Origin of the sequence: Desulforhopalus singaporensis (assembly GCF_900104445.1) — a bacterium.
Classification (GTDB): Bacteria; Desulfobacterota; Desulfobulbia; order Desulfobulbales; family Desulfocapsaceae; genus Desulforhopalus_A; species Desulforhopalus_A singaporensis.
Map to the genome: position 1 here is coordinate 50,845 of NZ_FNJI01000005.1, position 16,195 is coordinate 67,039.

16 protein-coding genes are annotated in these 16,195 nt (G+C 52.4%); 5 read left to right on the forward strand and 11 right to left on the reverse strand.

Translation table 11 applies throughout. The features are described from left to right. Positions 1-44: 44 nt before the first annotated feature. The gene (locus BLQ17_RS04350; RefSeq protein ID WP_092220171.1) at positions 45-1,790 is read right to left on the reverse strand and encodes a sigma 54-interacting transcriptional regulator; all 1,746 of its coding nucleotides are present in this window, start codon (positions 1,788-1,790) and stop codon (positions 45-47) included. 428 nt (positions 1,791-2,218) lie between these two features. Between BLQ17_RS04350 and BLQ17_RS04355 the strand changes: the two genes are divergently transcribed. Further along, a complete protein-coding gene (locus tag BLQ17_RS04355; protein WP_092220173.1) occupies positions 2,219-3,241 on the forward strand; it encodes a potassium channel family protein in 1,023 nt (340 codons plus the stop codon). A 3-nt stretch (positions 3,242-3,244) separates the two neighbouring features. Here the strand turns inward: BLQ17_RS04355 and BLQ17_RS04360 are convergent, their stop codons facing one another. The 6 genes from BLQ17_RS04360 to pspA form a co-directional block, all read right to left on the reverse strand. Then, positions 3,245-4,675: a trimethylamine methyltransferase family protein gene (locus tag BLQ17_RS04360; protein ID WP_176761081.1), complete on the reverse strand. Its 1,431-nt coding sequence runs from the start codon at positions 4,673-4,675 to the stop codon at positions 3,245-3,247. A 382-nt stretch (positions 4,676-5,057) separates the two neighbouring features. After that, complete coding sequence (locus BLQ17_RS04365; protein ID WP_092220177.1) at positions 5,058-5,651, reverse strand: hypothetical protein; 594 nt, start codon at positions 5,649-5,651, stop codon at positions 5,058-5,060. An 85-nt stretch (positions 5,652-5,736) separates the two neighbouring features. Then, positions 5,737-6,168 carry a PilZ domain-containing protein gene (locus tag BLQ17_RS04370; protein ID WP_092220179.1) on the reverse strand — a complete coding sequence of 144 codons (432 nt, stop codon included), beginning with the start codon at positions 6,166-6,168 and terminating at the stop codon, positions 5,737-5,739. Between the two features lie 204 nt (positions 6,169-6,372). After that, on the reverse strand, positions 6,373-6,765 hold the full coding sequence (gene pspC, locus BLQ17_RS04375; protein ID WP_092220181.1) for an envelope stress response membrane protein PspC: 393 nt from the start codon (positions 6,763-6,765) through the stop codon (positions 6,373-6,375). After that, entirely contained in the window at positions 6,752-7,003 is a 252-nt protein-coding gene (locus BLQ17_RS04380; protein ID WP_092220183.1) for a hypothetical protein, read from the reverse strand. Before BLQ17_RS04380 ends, pspC begins: the two co-directional genes overlap by 14 nt. A gap of 30 nt (positions 7,004-7,033) precedes the next feature. Beyond that, a complete protein-coding gene (gene pspA / locus BLQ17_RS04385; protein ID WP_092220186.1) occupies positions 7,034-7,711 on the reverse strand; it encodes a phage shock protein PspA in 678 nt (225 codons plus the stop codon). Between the two features lie 201 nt (positions 7,712-7,912). Between pspA and pspF the strand changes: the two genes are divergently transcribed. Then, a complete protein-coding gene (pspF, locus tag BLQ17_RS04390; protein WP_245694989.1) occupies positions 7,913-8,920 on the forward strand; it encodes a phage shock protein operon transcriptional activator in 1,008 nt (335 codons plus the stop codon). A 22-nt stretch (positions 8,921-8,942) separates the two neighbouring features. Here the strand turns inward: pspF and aroE are convergent, their stop codons facing one another. Next, on the reverse strand, positions 8,943-9,809 hold the full coding sequence (gene aroE, locus BLQ17_RS04395) for a shikimate dehydrogenase (RefSeq protein WP_176761082.1): 867 nt from the start codon (positions 9,807-9,809) through the stop codon (positions 8,943-8,945). A 224-nt stretch (positions 9,810-10,033) separates the two neighbouring features. Here aroE and BLQ17_RS04400 point away from each other — a divergent pair, with 224 nt between their 5' ends. Further along, a complete protein-coding gene (locus BLQ17_RS04400) occupies positions 10,034-11,812 on the forward strand; it encodes a c-type cytochrome (RefSeq protein ID WP_176761083.1) in 1,779 nt (592 codons plus the stop codon). Next, entirely contained in the window at positions 11,812-12,870 is a 1,059-nt protein-coding gene (locus BLQ17_RS04405) for a hypothetical protein (RefSeq protein ID WP_092220192.1), read from the forward strand. The genes BLQ17_RS04400 and BLQ17_RS04405 overlap by 1 nt, the downstream gene beginning before the upstream one ends. 89 nt (positions 12,871-12,959) lie before the next feature. On the opposite strand, the gene BLQ17_RS04410 is transcribed toward BLQ17_RS04405, so the two are convergent. The 3 genes from BLQ17_RS04410 to BLQ17_RS04420 form a co-directional block, all read right to left on the reverse strand. Continuing rightward, positions 12,960-13,691 (reverse strand): dienelactone hydrolase family protein, encoded by a 732-nt coding sequence (locus BLQ17_RS04410; RefSeq protein WP_092220194.1) that lies wholly within the window; start codon positions 13,689-13,691, stop codon positions 12,960-12,962. A gap of 196 nt (positions 13,692-13,887) precedes the next feature. Further along, positions 13,888-14,823: a ribosome small subunit-dependent GTPase A gene (gene rsgA / locus BLQ17_RS04415; protein WP_092220196.1), complete on the reverse strand. Its 936-nt coding sequence runs from the start codon at positions 14,821-14,823 to the stop codon at positions 13,888-13,890. Positions 14,824-14,829: 6 nt separating this feature from the next. Then, positions 14,830-15,468: a LysE family translocator gene (locus tag BLQ17_RS04420; RefSeq protein ID WP_245694990.1), complete on the reverse strand. Its 639-nt coding sequence runs from the start codon at positions 15,466-15,468 to the stop codon at positions 14,830-14,832. A gap of 171 nt (positions 15,469-15,639) precedes the next feature. On the opposite strand from BLQ17_RS04420, the gene BLQ17_RS04425 reads away from it, so the two are divergent. Next, on the forward strand, positions 15,640-16,176 hold the full coding sequence (locus tag BLQ17_RS04425) for a nitroreductase family protein (RefSeq protein WP_092220198.1): 537 nt from the start codon (positions 15,640-15,642) through the stop codon (positions 16,174-16,176). Positions 16,177-16,195: the final 19 nt, after the last annotated feature.

Genomic DNA, 16,195 nt, shown 5'->3' on the forward strand with positions numbered 1-16,195 from the left:
ATGCGGTAAGTGCTGCATCCCCCCTTGTTTTTTGCACCATCGACTCAGCTGATATTGTATTTTTGCAGTTTGCGCACCACGGAGGGTTGACTGACTCCAAGTTTTGCCGCCATTTCCCTGGTGGTCCTGAATTTTTTCCTGGCCTGTTTCAATAGCTGTTTTTCGAGTGTTTTCAGATTCCTGTTCAGGTTGAGGTCGTCTGTGTCGGGCAGGTGGTGTTGTACGGCGTTTTTCCCGGGGGGCGGTTCGTCGGTTACGCTTGAAACAACGAAATCGTCAATGAGGTTAGAGTCGCTGAGTACGACGCCGTTTTCAATGATCGATTTGAGTTCACGTATGTTTCCCGGAAAAGAGTATTTCTGGAGTCGTCGTATCGCCTGGGGACTTATGGTCTTATTGTATGAATACTTCTTGTTGAATTTATTGAGATAGAACCGCACGAGTCCGGAAACGTCGTCCACTCTCTCCCGCAACGGCGGAAGCTTGAGTACAAAACTGCTCAATCGGTAATAAAGATCCTCCCTGAACAGTTTTTTCTGCACATTCTCCTGCAGGTTCTGGTTGGTGGCGGCAATCACCGAACAGCTTACCTTGATAAATTCGGTCCCGCCTATTCTTCTTATTTCCTGATTGTCCAGGTACTTGAGGAGTTTTGTCTGGAGCAGCAGCGGCATATCGCCGATTTCGTCAAGGAACAGGGTTCCCCCCTGGGCAAGCTCGACAAGGCCGATTTTCCCCTTGTCCCTTGCTCCGGTGAAAGCGCCCTTCTCATAACCGAACAGCTCCGCCTCGAGCAGGTTTTCCGGCAGCGCCGCACAATTGATTTCCACAAAAGGTTTCTGTCCCCTGCTGCTGTTTTTGTGTATCATCCGGGCCAGCAGCCCCTTGCCGGTTCCCGACTCCCCGAGTACCAGAATATTCGAGGCACCGATATGGGAGAGTTTCAGGGCCATCTGGAGCAGCTGCCGCATATTGCTTGATTCGGCGATTATTGAATTTTTTTTCAGGGTGAACAGGGTCAGTTCGGAAAGCTCCTGCTGGTATTTCTCCCTGACCATCTGGCTTCGCTCAAATTTCCGGCGCAGGGTGTTGAGTTCCGTCATGTCCCTCTCGTTGATAACGATAAGGGCGATATTGCCCTGTTCGTCGATTGACGGGGTCCCTGTGGAAAGGAGATATTTCTGGCTCTTGGCAATATACTGCATGACGGTTTCCCGCTGGCGGCTGGCCATAACCTTGGAGGTGACGGAGTGGTCGAAGACCATATCCATCTGCAGGTCAAAGACGGAGCGGCCGATAACATGGTCGGCCTCGATGCCGTTGAGGATCTCCGAGGCGCTATTGATGCTCAGGACAATTCCATTGCCGTCGCAGACCCAGATCCCATCGGAGGAGGAATGGAAGATCGTCTCAAACTGCCGGTTCAGGTTCTGGTAGGAATCCGTTTTTTGCGCAGCAGTTTCAAAGGCGCTCAGTTTCTGGAAATTGCACACAGTGCCGATAAGTTTTTCACTTCTGAATATCGGCGTTATATTGACGATAATCTCGGAGACGCCTAAAGGACACTGGCGACCGTAAACCGGTTTTTTCCCCAGCAGGCAGTCATGGACAGCTCTGCCGACGGAGGGAATAATGGGCTCGATATCCTTTCCCACCAGGTCTTGGTCCGTTACATTGAGCAACTGTCTTGCTTTTTTGTTAAATATCTGGATGTGGCCGTTGCAGTCTGTGGCGATGACGCCGTTGCTGGTATTCTGGACAACATCTTCAAAAGTTATTTTCTCGTTCATGTAAAACTGCTGGATCCTGCCAGCCTGGTGAAGGCGGTGGGACCACTGGTGATTTTTTGCTTAAAATGGCTGCTGGCCCCGTCGGTTTCCGGCCGCAGCGCCGGTTGTATCCATGGGAGGGACATGCAAGCAATGAAACTTTTTCAGATTGATGTTCTATAATACCAGAAATACGGAAAATGAGGTCTGGAATATGAGAGAAAATGGGTATAATTCCAGCTGTCGCCACTATGGCTTTCGCCAACATGTTCCGCCATTGCCATCTGGTAAAAAACAGGACGCGGTTGGTGCTGTTGTTGGGCGTTGCCAGGTAACATCTTATAATTAAAGAGATAGTGTTTGCCAGCACTGTTAATATCGATTAGCTTTACCCCGACGTAACAGGTTGCACTGCAGTATGACAGATCGATCAGATACCGAAACTTTCCATGAATAAAAGGCTTAAGAAAATAATCGAATTTCTCAATAGAGAAAATCTGCTGACCCTGCTGCTGATAATTCTCGTCATCGTTTTATGCTCCAGCCTGGCCATCACCTATTTTGAACCGGACATCTCGTTTGTCAGCGGTATCTGGTGGTCCATTGTCACCCTGACCACTGTGGGGTATGGCGATATCTCTCCGACCTCCGGAGGAGGGCGCGCTGTTGCTGCCATCATAATGTTTTTCGGGATCGGGCTTTTGGGAATGTTGAGTGCGCAGCTGGCAACTGTCATGATAAGCAAGAGGATGAGTGAGAATAAAGGAATGGGAACTGTCAATCTGGAAGAACACGTGATTCTGTGTGAATGGAACCATCGGAGCAGCGCGGTACTCAAAGAGGTGCGGGCCGACAGGAAAACACGGAAGGTGCCGGTGGTGCTTATCGCCGATATCGATGAAAAGCCGGTGGATGATCCTCTGTTGATCTTTGTCCGGGGGACGGTAAATGAGGAGACCCTGGAAAAAGCACGGCTGAAAAACGCGGCAACCGTTGTGATTCTTGGAGACGATAATGTCGATCCCACCGCAAGGGATGCGAAAGTTGTGCTTACCACGCTGACAGTGGAATCGATAAATCCGGAAGTGTATACCATTGTCGAACTTGTGAACAAGGCAAACGAGCAGCACTGCCGGAGGGCGAGAGCCGATGAGATTATCGTCGGCAGCGAATTGAGCAGCCACCTGCTGGCGACTGCTGCAATAGATCATGGCATGTCCGCCATTGTCTCGGAGTTGCTCAGCACCCGTTACGGCAATGATCTGTTCTCTGTCGCCGCGCCGCGAAAATTCGTCGGCAGGAAATATCTTGAGGTGATGATCGCCTTGAAACAGGATCACCAGGCGACGCTGCTCGGTATCCAGAACAAGAAAGAAAACAGACTGCTGGCAAATCCGGAAATGGATTATGTCATCGCCGATGAAGATTATCTGGTGATGATCTCCCGGGACCGGTCGCTGCTGCCTTCGTAGCGGTTATTTTTTAGATTCCACGAATGCCCGCAGTTCCTGGTCAAGTTCGGAGCTGATCATTGACTCCGGACAGGCAGCCAGGATCTCCTTGTACTTGCGGTTGGCCCGGACGACAACGTCGCTTTCGCCAGCTTTCTGCCAGTCGCTGAAGGAACTCCAGTCGGAGACCGCGGGCGTCCACATCGATCTGCATTTCTTAAGCGTGCTCGGGTGCATAAGATAGCAGCCGCTCTGGCCCATCTCCTCGATGGCGCTTATATCGAAATCCTCGTCCTCTGTCGCCACCCCTTCCATTATGCGCATCAGTCGGCCGATCATCTCCTGGTCGATTATGAATTTTTCATAACTGACCGTCATGATGGCATCGAGGGTTCCTATGCACTCGTTTATCATGTTCGTTCCTCCCAGCATCAGGGTGAACAGGTTCTGCATGGTTTCATATCCCGCCTGGCAATCGACTGTTTTTGCATCGGTAAGGCCAGCCATGGTGCGCGTCGGGATCTTGTACAGCTCTCTTCCCAGCTGCAGACCGACAATGTTTATCAGGTTCGATTCCGGAGACCCGGTGATGTACGCGCCATTTTTCATGTTCGGAACAGCCGAGGCTGGAGAGTAGATAAAAGGAGTGCCCGGATTTACCAGCTGGGTCAGCACAAGACCCGCTAGAATTTCCGCGTTCTGCATTATCACAGTCCCTATCGGGTTTATCGGGGCGGTAACGCCGCTCATGGCGCAGGTGAGGGCCATGGCTACCTGGTTTCTCCTTGCATAACCGATCAGGGTGTCGCAGGACTCCGGAGCGTATTTCAGCGGGCTGAGGGCGCAGACGGAAGTGCCTATCGCCGGATGATCATCAAGATAGTCCCTGCCCATCGCCATCTCCACCATGGTGAATATATCCTCTGTCTGCCGACGGTTATCGACAGGATATGACATCAAGGGCTTATCGGTATGTTGCAGCAGTTTGTGGGTAACCACAAGATGCTTTACTAAAGAATCGGCGTCACTGGGGTCTACCGGTACCTGTCCTATGACATTGCAAACGTCACTCGCCTGTCCCAGTTTGTAAAGGTTTGCCAGATCCTCTGTGGTACTCCTCCGCCTGCCGTTTTCTATATCCTGGATGTTGACCGGACCGTGATTGAGCATCACGTGGACTCTGCTCTGCTCGGGACCGACCTCAATGTTGTTGTCGGGGTTCCTGGCGTGCCAGGTGAACTGTTGCGGTACATTTCTAAGCGCATTTTCCACCATTTCCGGAGGGATGAGCACTGTCCCGTTTTCAACGGTTGCGCCATTGTCGCGGAAAATTGCAAGGGCTTCCTGGAGATGGAAGGCGACCCCGGTCTTTGCTAAAACCCTGAGAGTCTGTTCGTGGATCCGGTGTAGATCTTCCTTCGCGACTATTTTCAGCGGTGGTGACTGCAACATCATGGCTATTATCTCCTCTTTACCCGTTAACGGATTGTGTGTTAGAAAAATCGGCCCGGCAACAGCTGCACTACTGCTTCGCTTGTCTCCGGCCATATCTCAAACCGACGCTTCCCTGGTGTTGGTTTAGCAAATTGTATGCCATGTAAGGTCGACCTGGTGGGGGGAATTCCCGCCCAATTGCAGGGGGATGACACAGCAGGCCTAGAAGTCGGCCGACTATGGCTGAGCCTTGGAAGAAGAAGTGTTACAGGGTTGTAACTTACAAAGGTGTAACGGAGGGTGTCACCATGGAGGTCGTGGACACAGGGATTGTCTCTGCAGCACGCTCTCTGTCACCAAAGATGGGACTTGGGGGGCGCCAGACCAGAAGCAGATGTAGGCATCAGGTTGCTGGCTGGTCTGGTTCGGACTTGGCGCCAAAGGCGCAGGCTTCGATGTGGCTGGTGCTCACCCCGACAAAGGCGTTGTCGATCACCAGTTCGCTTTTCTGCCATTTTTCCCCTGTGCGGGTTATTTTCTGGACATTGGCCTGGGTGATGGGCACATAACGTTTTGACGACTTGGACTTGAAAAGGCCGTAAAATGTTCCGCGGATGTAGTAAAAACTGCCGCCCCATGCACGGGTTAATATTTGGACCGTGGACGTTTCTTCCTTGGTCTTCTGTTTCAGGGCAGCCGCTCGTACTTTTTCGGTCTGGCAACCGGTCTGGCCAAGAGAGTCGATGAACAGGATAATATCGACCAGCCGGATCTGGACCTTGGAAAATTCACCTATTTTAACCCCGCCATCCAGAGATATCTTTGCCCTGTGGAGCAGCAACGCATCGTCGAAAGAACGTTCGGCCGGGTTTTTCCAATACATATTGGCACTGTTGAAGATGTCGATTGTTCGCATGGCTTTCGCGCCAACATCGACAAAACCGGTGTATATCTTGTTGGGGGTGTGCAGGGTGATCTCTCTTTGCTCTTCATTCATGGGCGGTGTCCTTGACGTGTCTAAGCCTTTAGGTATTGCATCTCTGTTTTAAAACGTGGCTCAAGCAGGTGGCAATAGGTGGTGCTCACAGTCGGTAGTTTTTTGAGGCAAGCAGCGCATCGATAGCTTTTTGGCACTCGGCGGGCAAATCTGAAAACATCAGGCCGATGCGGTGTCCGCCGCTTGCCGGCGAACAGTTTTTGACAACACCTCTGGTAAGGATCTTTTCCGCTCCAAGAAAAAAACCAAGCGCTATTTTGGTGTCGGCGGGGATGTCAATATCGAGGAGCAGCGCCGCTCCCTTCAGGGACAGGTCGACAAGTTTACCTTTGTGCTCATTTTTCAGCGCGAGAACTTTGACCGGAATGTTCTTTTTTTCAAGCAGCAGCCCCAGTTCCTTAACCGTAAGCCTTGAATCCTTGCGCTTTCCCTGCGGGTTCTCCGGTTCAAAATCCCAGTCTATCTTCAGGTCATCAAGAGATGAAATGTCGTCCCAGTTTTTTTTCGTGTCAGCCATGGCAACCTGTGTAACCGATTATCTGTACAAGAGTGTGGAAAAATGGCAATAATCTGCCCTGTCTGTATTAGGATAAAGGCCGCGGCTTGTAAGGTCAAGGAATAAAGGTTCTATTGTTGCTGCTGCTGCTCCAGCTGGTTATACTTGTCAGTGCGTCGGCAGGTGAAAAAAGAACAAGAGACGACAAGGTCCTGGAAAAAAGGATCACCTCGCGCCGTGCGAGGAGTTGAAGCGTTTTTCCCAGTCGTATTCTTTCGCCGTCACCTCCGCTTCCATTCTCCTGATCCTGCGCTCGAGCTGGTCGAACTTCTTTTTCAGTCTCATGGCGGCGGTTCTGGGAGAAGAGACATATTGGTCGTAGAAAACCTGTTCTTCCTCGCTTTCAAGGGGTTGGACGGGGGTGGGCTTCATGAAGAAAGCCGCAACCAGGTAAACGCCTATAACCGGCCAGAAACCGCTGAATATGAACACGGTTACAAGGATCACCCGGATCCAGAATACCTTGAAGTCGAAATATTCCGCTATACCTTTGCATACCCCGAGAAAAATCCCGTCCCGGGCACGGTAGATTCCTTTCTGTTCGCTATATCTGTTCATCGTTTCTTTTTCCTCTGGCGTTGTCGGCAAGGATTGTTTCAAGAGCTTCCACACGCTCCTCCAGCCGATCGAGTCCTTTGTAGATTTCCTGGATGATTTCCGCTTCTTCCCTGTCGCCTGCGCTGGAGGAGCTGTGTCTGCTGCGTGCCTTGATAATGATCAGTATCGTGCCGCAGATAAGGGCGGCCAGGGCGATGATCGAGCCGAAAACTATCGAGACTATAATGATATTAAGCATGCAGGAATTCTCCGGAAGATGTAATTGATATTATTTGTCATCAATGTCGTTACTGTATTGAGCCTTCTTGAGTTTGGCAAGTTCGCTTTCTATTTCATCATCGTCCTTGAGCGTGGCGAATTCGTCTCTCGGGTCAGATTTTCCTGCCATGTTGACAAGGTCCGCCTCCGCTTCCATCTGCTCAATCCTGCTTTCGAGCCTGTCGAAGCGGGCCATGGTGTCACCACTGTTTGAACGGCGGATTTCCTCCTGGGCTCTTTTCTTGCCGACGGCCCTTTTCTGGCGCTGGATCAGAAGCCGTTTTTTTTCTTTTGCGCCGGTGAGTTTGTTCTCAAGCTCTTCTATGTCTTCCTGATACCTCTGTACCAGGCCGTTGTATTCGGCTATTTCGTTTTCCAGGCCGTCAGCGGCTTCGGTAAATTTTCTTTTTTCAAAGAGCGCTTCCCGTGCCAGATCGTCGCGTCCCTTGCGCACTGCGAGCGCGGCCCGCTCTGCCCAGAGCGCGATTTTGGAGTTCAGCTGGTCGAATCGTCTCTCAAGTTTTTTCCTGCCGGCTATGACGCCTGCGCAGGAAGATTTGAGTTCGATCAGGGTGTCCTCCATCTCATGAATCATGAGCTTGATCATCTTTTCAGGATCTTCGGCCTTGTCCAGCATCGAGTTGATATTGGCGCTTACTATGTCTCTGAACCGCGTAAAAATTCCCATGGTATCCTCCTGGTCTGTTGTTATTGTTTGGGGAAATATATACATAAAGTGTGCCATATGTTAGGAGTTGTTGAAAATAATATAATTTCAGCTGGTTACGTTCTTGACTTCATCAAGAGGCTGGTGTAGTTTTTATAGAGATAGAGGTGTTTTTGACCGAAAAACGGATGATATGCCCAAATTATGGGATTGGAGTGCGATATGAATGACGGGGAAGCGTTGGGGCAGTCGGAATCGTTTCTTGATTTTCAGGAAAAATTATCCAGGGTCGCCCCGGTTGACCGTTCAGTTCTGCTTCTTGGCGAACGCGGGACCGGAAAAGAGCTGGCGGCCCGCCGTCTGCATTATCTGTCTAACAGGTGGCAGAAACCTTTTGTAACCCTCAATTGCGCCACGCTCGCGCCGACCCTCATCGAGTCGGAGCTGTTCGGCCATGACAAGGGAGCCTTCACCGGTGCTGAAAAGCAGAAAACCGGACGTTTTGAGATGGCGCACGGCGGTACCCTGTTTCTTGATGAAATCGGTTCGATCCCGCTGATTGTGCAGGAAAAGATCCTGAGAGTGGTTGAATACAGTTTTTTCGAGCGGGTCGGCAGCTCGCATGGCATCGAGGTCGATGTCAGGATCGTCGGGGCCACCAACGAAGATCTCCCTGCTCTCGTATCCCGGGGCAGGTTTAAAAGAGATCTTCTGGACCGCCTCTCTTTTGAGGTAATTTTTCTGCCGCCGCTCAGACACAGAAAAGAGGATATAATGGTTCTGGCCAACCATTTTGCGGCGCGGATGTCGTTTGAACTCGGATTGACCGGAGAGGTGGTCTTCAGTACGCCGGCCGTACAGGCGCTAACCGGTTATCGCTGGCCGGGAAATATCCGTGAATTAAAAAATGTCGTGGAGCGGGCGGTATACAGGGCGGCGGGCGACGTCATCGACGAGGTTGTTTTTGATCCTTTTGCAAATCCCTATCCCCAGGCCGAACAACTGGAGGAAAACGGCAACCCGGCAGAGGATGACAGTGTCGCCGCAACAACCAACGGCCCTTTTGCCGGATCTCTGGCTGAGGCCGTGGCAGAATTCGAGCTCGACCTTATCAGGAAGAGTCTTGAAAGAGCCAGGTACAACCGGAAAAAAGCCGCCTCCGCGCTGGGACTCAGTTACGATCAGTTCCGGGGAAAGTTGCGAAAATACGGCGACAGACTTTTCCCGTAAAGGTGTTATTTGCTGCTATTCATCATTTTTTATCCATCATCTTGCTGGCTTCCGCGTACATTTCATCCACCAGCGGATCAACGCCGGTGAACAGCTTGAACGCTGCGGCTCCCTGATAGACCAGCATGCCAAGCCCCGGAAGGATCCCGGCACCTCTTTTTTCGGCTTCTTTCAGCAGCCTGGTGAGGCGCGGGTTGTAGACGATGTCGGCAACAACATGGCGGGAGGTGATAAACGACGGATCGAGCGGCAGGGAACTCACGTCGGGATACATGCCGAGGCTGGTGCAGTTGATGATCACATCACTTTCAGCTATGGCTTTTTTCTGTGCGGTCGGGGAGTAAAGGACAGGTTCTGAACAGTTGGTGACCCTGCTGTTTATTCTGTCAGCCAGGGCGGCAGCTTTTTCCAGGGTGCGGTTGCATATGTATATTTTTGCGGCCCGCCGATGGGCAAGGGTCATGCAGATCGCTTTTGCCGCACCACCAGCTCCCACAACGAAGAACCGGCGGTTTTCCACCTGGGTACGGCTTTCCTCTTCAAGGGATGTGATGAATCCCAGACCGTCGGTATTGTATCCTTTGGCCCTGCCTGCCGTAAAACAGATCGTGTTGACCGCACCGATATTCTCCGCCACGGGGTCCAGCTCGTCGAGATACTTCATCACATTGACTTTGTGGGGAATTGTCACGTTGCAGCCCGCCACGTTCATTTTGCTGAGCCCGGTGAACACGGCCCCGAGATCCTCCTCCGATACCTCGATCGGAAGATAGCAGTAATCCATTCCGAGCATCTGGTAAACCCGGTTGTGCATTGGCGGCGAGACCGAATGTCCCAGAGGGGTTCCGAGAAGGGCGACGAGTCTGGTGGTAACTGTTGGTGGATTCATTGGTTCTCTTGTTTGAAATGAAAAGGGCGTCGTAGTGGATTGATCAGCAGGACAGTGAATGTACCATGTCCGCATGACCGCGGCAACCTCATTGAACAGACCGGTTGTACGGGAGTGCAGTCCATATTAGTGTAAAGTGTCACAATATGGTAATTGTAAATGATCCTCAGATATCGTAATCTCTTTTTCGAATTGATTTCGCTAAACTCAGTGAAGGAGGACGCATGAATTACCCGGTATGGTATCTGCCGCAAACCGGTGGCGGATTGTTGATAGCCCTGATCGCTGTTTTGCATGTTTTTGTTTCTCATTTCGCCGTAGGGGGAGGGTTGTATCTGATCTACTCGGAGAGGAAGGGACTCAAGGAAAACAGTCGGGCCATTCTTGATTTCACCGCGAAACACGCGCGGTTCTTCCTGCTCATCACCATGGTCTTCGGATCGATTACGGGGGTGGGGATCTGGTTTATTATCGCTCTGGTAAATCCTGCGGCGACCTCGCTTTTGATCCACAATTTTGTGTTTGGCTGGGCTGCGGAGTGGGTCTTTTTTGTGGTGGAGATCGCCGCCGCCTTTGTCTACTACTACATGTTCGGCCGCATGGATCCGGCCACCCACCAGCTTGTCGGCTGGCTCTATTTTATCGCCGCCTGGCTGTCCCTGTTCTTGATCAACGGCATCATCGGGGTGATGCTGACCCCCGGCGAGTGGGCGGTTAACATGAATTTCTGGGTCGGTTTTTTTAACCCGAGCTTCTGGCCTTCCCTGTTCTTCCGTACATTTCTCGCAATACTGATCGCCGCATGCTACGGTTATTTTTCCGCGGCGTTTTATCAGGATGAGGATGTGAGCACGGAGATGACAGCGTTTTCGGCGAAATGGGGCCTGGCCTCCCTGGTCCTGGCAATCCCGTCCGGGTTGTGGTACCTGTCGGTCTTGCCGGAACCGGCGTACGCTCTTGTCGCCGGCAAGTCGCCGACCATTGCCATGGTGCTTCCCTGGGGGGTTGCTGGTGCCCTGGTCCTTGCTTTTGTCATGTTGGGAACCGGTGTCGCCCGGCCGAAAAAAAACCTGCGGCCGGCGGCCTTGCTCGCCCTTGTTTCGGCGCTGGCGGTGATGGGAAGCTTTGAATGGATAAGGGAGGCCGCAAGGCGGCCCTACGTTATCAACTCGGTCATGTTTTCCAACGGGATCATGGCAGACGAAGCTGAAAACATCAACAGGGATGGGTTTCTTCGCTCGGCACTTTTTGTGGAAAATAATGAGCTGACCCGGGACAACGTCCTCAGGGTCGGTGAAGAACTCTATATCAATCAGTGCTATGCCTGCCACACCAGGGATGGCGGCAGCAATGACATTGCCGGGCTGACCGAAAAGATGAGTTTTCGGGCGCTCAACAGCTATATAGGGCGCATCCACGAGGTAAGATATTTTATGCCGCCCTTTGTCGGCACAAAAATGGAACAAGAGGCGCTGGCGGCCTATATCACTGGAGGAATCCACGGCAGGGATTTCGAGCTTAGCCGGGAAACGGATTCGGGAAAAGCACAGCAAACCGGCCCCGTGCTTTTTGAGGAAAACTGTTCTTCGTGCCATGAGCACGCGGACCTGAAAGCAGCGATGGAGGGGCTTGGGCAGGGGGAGATCGAAACGCTTCTTGGTTCCCTTGATGAAATTTCAGACGAGATGGTGCCGTTTGGCGGCTCCGAAGCGCAGCGCCGGCTGCTTGCCGGTTTTCTGGCGCAACCGGGAGACGGGGGGGAGCAGGCACCACCAGGGGCCGGCGATGATACGGGCCGCATGCTTTTTGAGAATAACTGCATGATCTGTCACCAGCAGGAAGAGCTCATGTCAGCTGTAGAGGGACAGGGTGGTGAAGAACTGGTCCGGATGCTCAAAACCTTGGACGAGATCTCCGATGAGATGCAACCTTTTTCAGGTACGGACAAGGAGCAGCGGGCTCTGGCAAATTATCTGGAAAGTCTGAACCAGGGAGGTCAGTGATGGATTCTCTTTTTATTCCACAGCCGGATACAATACCTGTAGCCTGGGGTTGGTTCCAGTTTCTTTTGCTGTTGACTTTTCCCCTTCATATCCTGGCCATGAACGCCATGGTCGGTGGACTCGCAATCGGTGTGGCCCAGCACCTGCTCGGCGGCAGGGTGCGGCACCAGATGGCGCACCGTATCGCCGTTGCCCTTCCTCTGGTCATCGCCTTTGTCGTCAATTTCGGGGTGGCGCCACTCCTGTTTCTCCAGGTTCTCTACGGCCAGTATGCCTATTCCAGCTCGATCCTGATGGGAAGCTACTGGATTCTGGTTGTTCCGGTTCTCATTATCGGCTATTACGGCGCGTATTTCTATGACTTCAGGTTTGCATCTCTTGGCTCTTTTGGTCCTCTTATCGGACTGGTCGTCTTGATTCTGCTGCTGTCGATCGGGTTTATGTTTTCCAACAATATGTTGCTGATGACCCTGCCGGAAAGATTCAGTGAATATTTCAGCCACCGCGGCGGGACGTTGCTCAGCTGGAGGGAAACCGAATTCTGGCCCCGGTATCTGCATATGATGACGGGTGCTGTGGCAATCGGCGGTATCTTTGTGGGGTTGTTGGGAAAAATAAGAAAGGTCGACAATGAGGAGCTGGCCGCTCACAGTGAAAAACTCGGCCTTAGAATCTTTGCACTGGCAACGGTTGTCAACATCTCCATCGGGACCTGGTACCTGTTCTCATTGCCCGAACCGCAGGCCAATTTCTTTATGGGGGCCAGTATCGGCGCGACCTGCACTCTGGGGATCGGTATCATCCTGGGGTTGGCCGCCCTCTCTTTGGCCTTTGCCGGAAAATTCTGGTTTACGCTGGGCCTGGCGGTAGCGCTTGTCGTCGACATGACACTGGTCAGAAGCTGGTTGCGTGCAAGTTATCTGGAAAATTTCTTTCACCCGGCCCAGCTCCAGATGGTACAACAATATTCGCCGCTGCTGTTTTTTCTGGTCATTCTCGCAATCGGTCTCGCCTGCATCTGGTGGCTCTTGAAAGAGGCGTGGGAGGCGATGTCCTGACTATTGCAGGTGCCGGGCCACGCTCGCCGGCAGCTGCAGCTGTGCCGGGAGCGGTGGTGGGCTGAGCCCGGCTGCGAAAACAGTGCTGGCTACAGGGTTTCAGAGAGAAACTGCAGCAGCCTCTGCCATGACTTCCGGTCGGCGTCTTTATGGTATCTTTCCGACCCGAAAACAGTGAAAGCATGCGGGGCTCCTCCGTAACTTATCATCTCGTGGTCAAGGTCGTTTTGTTCCAGCTGGTCTGCCAGTTCCGCAAACTGTTCCATGGTGACGCTCTGATCGGCTGTGCCATGCAGGATAAGGTAGCTGCCTTTTGCCTTCTCATAGTTTTGCCCGGGTGGCGTGGCAAGGGTTCCGTGAAAAGTGACAAACCCTTTCAGGTCGGCTCCGGATCGTGCATATTCGAGAACCGCCGCCCCACCGAAACAGTAGCCGATTGCCACCGCATTGTTGTCGCGGTAGAGCCCCTCGTCACCGGCGGCCACCATTGCCCCGTTTATCAGTGTTCGCATTTTTTCGCGGTCCTGGTACAGCTCTTTGGTGAGCTGCCGTTTCTTTTCAACCGTGACCGGACGGACCCCGGCACCAAAGAGATCGGCTGCAAACACGTTGTAGCCATGTTTAGCAAGCATTCCGGCTCGTTTTACTTCATAATCGGTAAGTCCGTCCCAGTCGTGCAGCAATAGAACCAGCGGTGCGTTTTCCCCGGCTTGTTCCATGTAGCCTTCATAGGTCATGGTGCCGACGGTGTAGGATACCGACTGTCCCGCCAGGCAGGTTGCGGCGGTCAGGGTGAGAAGAAAGGATATGATGTATTTCATGGCGTCTCTCCTATTTGAAGAAAATGCGGACTGCCCGATTGAGTCTTCTCGGCGCCGATCAGCCTCATTTCCGGGGGACTTTCCGGGTGATTCTCTAAAAAATAGGTACGGTGAAAATAAAATCAATCAGGCGGCTACGGGCGGTGGGGGTTCCAGGAAAGAGGAAAAACACAGATATCACTGATGCAGCGCCGGGCTACTTTTTCCTTCGATTTCTCCGTTCACGGTATTTCGGGTCGCTGTCGATCATCTCCAGCTCGGTGAGCAGGTTCAGGTAGGTTGCGTATCGCTCTTCACTGATCTGTTTTTGTTCCAGCAGGTCGGTGACGGCGCAGCCAGGTTCGTCACGGTGCCTGCAGTCTCTGAACCTGCAGGAATTCGCAACTTTTTTTTCAAAGCCCGGAAAAAAGGCGGCAAGCTCGTTGATTGAGGTGTCGACCAGGCCGAAATCGTTAAACCCCGGGGAGTCCACGAGTTCGCCACCGCCCTCGAGCAGGTGCAGGGTGGAAACGGTGGTGGTGTGCCTGCCTCTTTTTTTGGTTTCACTGATCTCTCCGGTGGAAAGATTCAGGTGCGGGATCAGCCTGTTTAAGATCGAGCTTTTTCCTACTCCGGTCGGTCCGACGAAAACCCCCCGGTGTCCCTCTTTGAAAAACTCTTTGAGCTGGTCAAGGTTGCTGCCGGTTTCAGCACTTACGGAAAAAATCGTCACCGAACCGCTGTATGACCGCTTGATATCTTGAAAATATTCCATGAAACAGGTGAGGTCCGATTTGTTAACCACCAGGATCGGCGTCAATCCCGCCGCCCGTGAGGCGACAATGGCCCGGTCGGTAAAACCGGGAGGCGGAAGAGGTTCGCAGGTGATGACGATGCAGAGCACGTCAAGGTTTGCGCCGACGACATGGATGCCGCCCCTGGTATCCATCCTGGAAAGTTCAGAGAATCTTCTCTGCCGATTGAGCAGTTCTCCTTTTACTTCAACGTTGTCTCCAACCACATGGCCGGAGTTGCGTTTTACCCGCACCGTCGACCGTTCGCCGGTGTCGTTGAATAAAACTTCGACCGCCACTCCGTAATGGGCAACGATCACTCCTTTTCTTTTCAGGTTGTTTTTGTCTCGGTTGTGCATCGCCCACTATTCCCTTATTATCAGCCGCATACCAAGAAATAGCAGTATCGATCCGGTCATGGCGTTAAAGGCCCGGTTGACCTTCGGGCTGTCAAGCCAGACCCTGGCTTTGTCGATGGTTGCCGCCAGCAGACACTGGTAGATCATGCCGACGCTGAAATGAAGAGTTGCCACAATCAGGGACTGGACAAGGGCGGAATGTGCCGGATCAATGAATTGGGGAAGAAAAGCCATATAGAAGATAACGGGTTTGGGATTGAGAACGTTGGAGAGAAATCCCTCCCGCAGGGAGCGGTACCAGGAAAAAGATGCTGTCCCGGAAGCGGAGGTTGTATCGAAAAACGATTGTCGGTTGGCAAAACCGTCTCTTAGATTGTTCAGGCCCAGCCACACGAGATAACCAGCGCCGCAAAATTTCAGTGCGGTAAAGGCCCACGCCGTGTGGAGCAGCAGCACGGAGATTCCGCAGGCGGAAAGTGTTGCGTGGACAAAAAGCCCGCTGCAGATTCCTAAAGAACTGACCGCGCCGTCGAGCCATCCTCCCCTGCCGCTGTTTCTGATGACGAGCATGGTGTCGACGCCCGGGGAGAGGGTGACCAGGGTGACAGCCAGCAGACAGGTGAGAAGTGTGTGCGGATCCATCATGATGATAAAATTCCGGCGGAAGTACGCTGTTGTGATTAAATTAGTCGGTCAAGCGTCCGATTCATTTGCATACCCGGCCGCTTTTCAATTACGTTAAAATATATAATGTTACTTGAAAACCTATCAATGTTACACTGTTAGTTGCAGTTAATCCATCAAAAAGGAGAAAATATGTTTGTTGATTTGTTAAGAAAAAGACGGAGTATAAGGCAGTTCGAGGAAAAACCGGTACCCGGGGAACAGGTTGATCTTATTGTCGAGGCGATGCTCAGGTCGCCCTCTTCAAGGGATTTGTGCCCCTGGGAGTTTGTGGTCGTTGAGAATCCGGAGACGATAAAAAGACTTGCAGAAGCCAAACCGCATGGCGCCGGTTTTTTAAAAAACGCCCCGCTGGCCGTAGCGGTTTGTGCCCGTGAGTCAAAGTCCGATGTGTGGGTGGAGGATTGCGCCATCGCCGCACTCAACATTCACCTGGCGGCCGCCGATCTCGGGCTTGGCAGCTGCTGGATTCAGATCAGAAAACGTGAGCACGACGGCCAGTTGAGCGCAGAGCAGTTCGTGAAAAGTCAACTGTCGCTGGATGATGACATGAGGGTGCTGGCGATCGTGGCAATCGGCTACCCGAAAGAGGAGAAACCAGGACGGGATTACTCAACCCTGCTTTTCGATCATGTCAGTTATGAAAAATACGGGAACAAAAAGGACTGATCACAGGAAACGGGCCGGT

Excerpts from the sequence above, each read along its gene's own strand:
- BLQ17_RS04380 (WP_092220183.1), bottom strand. The coding sequence starts at position 7,003 with ATGCTTAATATCATTATAGTCTCGATAGTTTTCGGCTCGATCATCGCC.
- BLQ17_RS04360 (WP_176761081.1), bottom strand. The coding sequence starts at position 4,675 with ATGATGTTGCAGTCACCACCGCTGAAAATAGTCGCGAAGGAAGATCTA.
- BLQ17_RS04405 (WP_092220192.1), top strand. The coding sequence starts at position 11,812 with ATGGATTCTCTTTTTATTCCACAGCCGGATACAATACCTGTAGCCTGG.
- rsgA (WP_092220196.1), bottom strand. The coding sequence starts at position 14,823 with ATGCACAACCGAGACAAAAACAACCTGAAAAGAAAAGGAGTGATCGTT.
- BLQ17_RS04350 (WP_092220171.1), bottom strand. The coding sequence starts at position 1,790 with ATGAACGAGAAAATAACTTTTGAAGATGTTGTCCAGAATACCAGCAAC.
- BLQ17_RS04420 (WP_245694990.1), bottom strand. The coding sequence starts at position 15,468 with ATGATGGATCCGCACACACTTCTCACCTGTCTGCTGGCTGTCACCCTG.
- BLQ17_RS04370 (WP_092220179.1), bottom strand. The coding sequence starts at position 6,168 with ATGGCTGACACGAAAAAAAACTGGGACGACATTTCATCTCTTGATGAC.
- pspF (WP_245694989.1), top strand. The coding sequence starts at position 7,913 with ATGAATGACGGGGAAGCGTTGGGGCAGTCGGAATCGTTTCTTGATTTT.
- BLQ17_RS04400 (WP_176761083.1), top strand. The coding sequence starts at position 10,034 with ATGAATTACCCGGTATGGTATCTGCCGCAAACCGGTGGCGGATTGTTG.
- BLQ17_RS04365 (WP_092220177.1), bottom strand. The coding sequence starts at position 5,651 with ATGAATGAAGAGCAAAGAGAGATCACCCTGCACACCCCCAACAAGATA.
- BLQ17_RS04355 (WP_092220173.1), top strand. The coding sequence starts at position 2,219 with ATGAATAAAAGGCTTAAGAAAATAATCGAATTTCTCAATAGAGAAAAT.
- BLQ17_RS04410 (WP_092220194.1), bottom strand. The coding sequence starts at position 13,691 with ATGAAATACATCATATCCTTTCTTCTCACCCTGACCGCCGCAACCTGC.
- pspA (WP_092220186.1), bottom strand. The coding sequence starts at position 7,711 with ATGGGAATTTTTACGCGGTTCAGAGACATAGTAAGCGCCAATATCAAC.
- pspC (WP_092220181.1), bottom strand. The coding sequence starts at position 6,765 with ATGAACAGATATAGCGAACAGAAAGGAATCTACCGTGCCCGGGACGGG.
- aroE (WP_176761082.1), bottom strand. The coding sequence starts at position 9,809 with ATGAATCCACCAACAGTTACCACCAGACTCGTCGCCCTTCTCGGAACC.
- BLQ17_RS04425 (WP_092220198.1), top strand. The coding sequence starts at position 15,640 with ATGTTTGTTGATTTGTTAAGAAAAAGACGGAGTATAAGGCAGTTCGAG.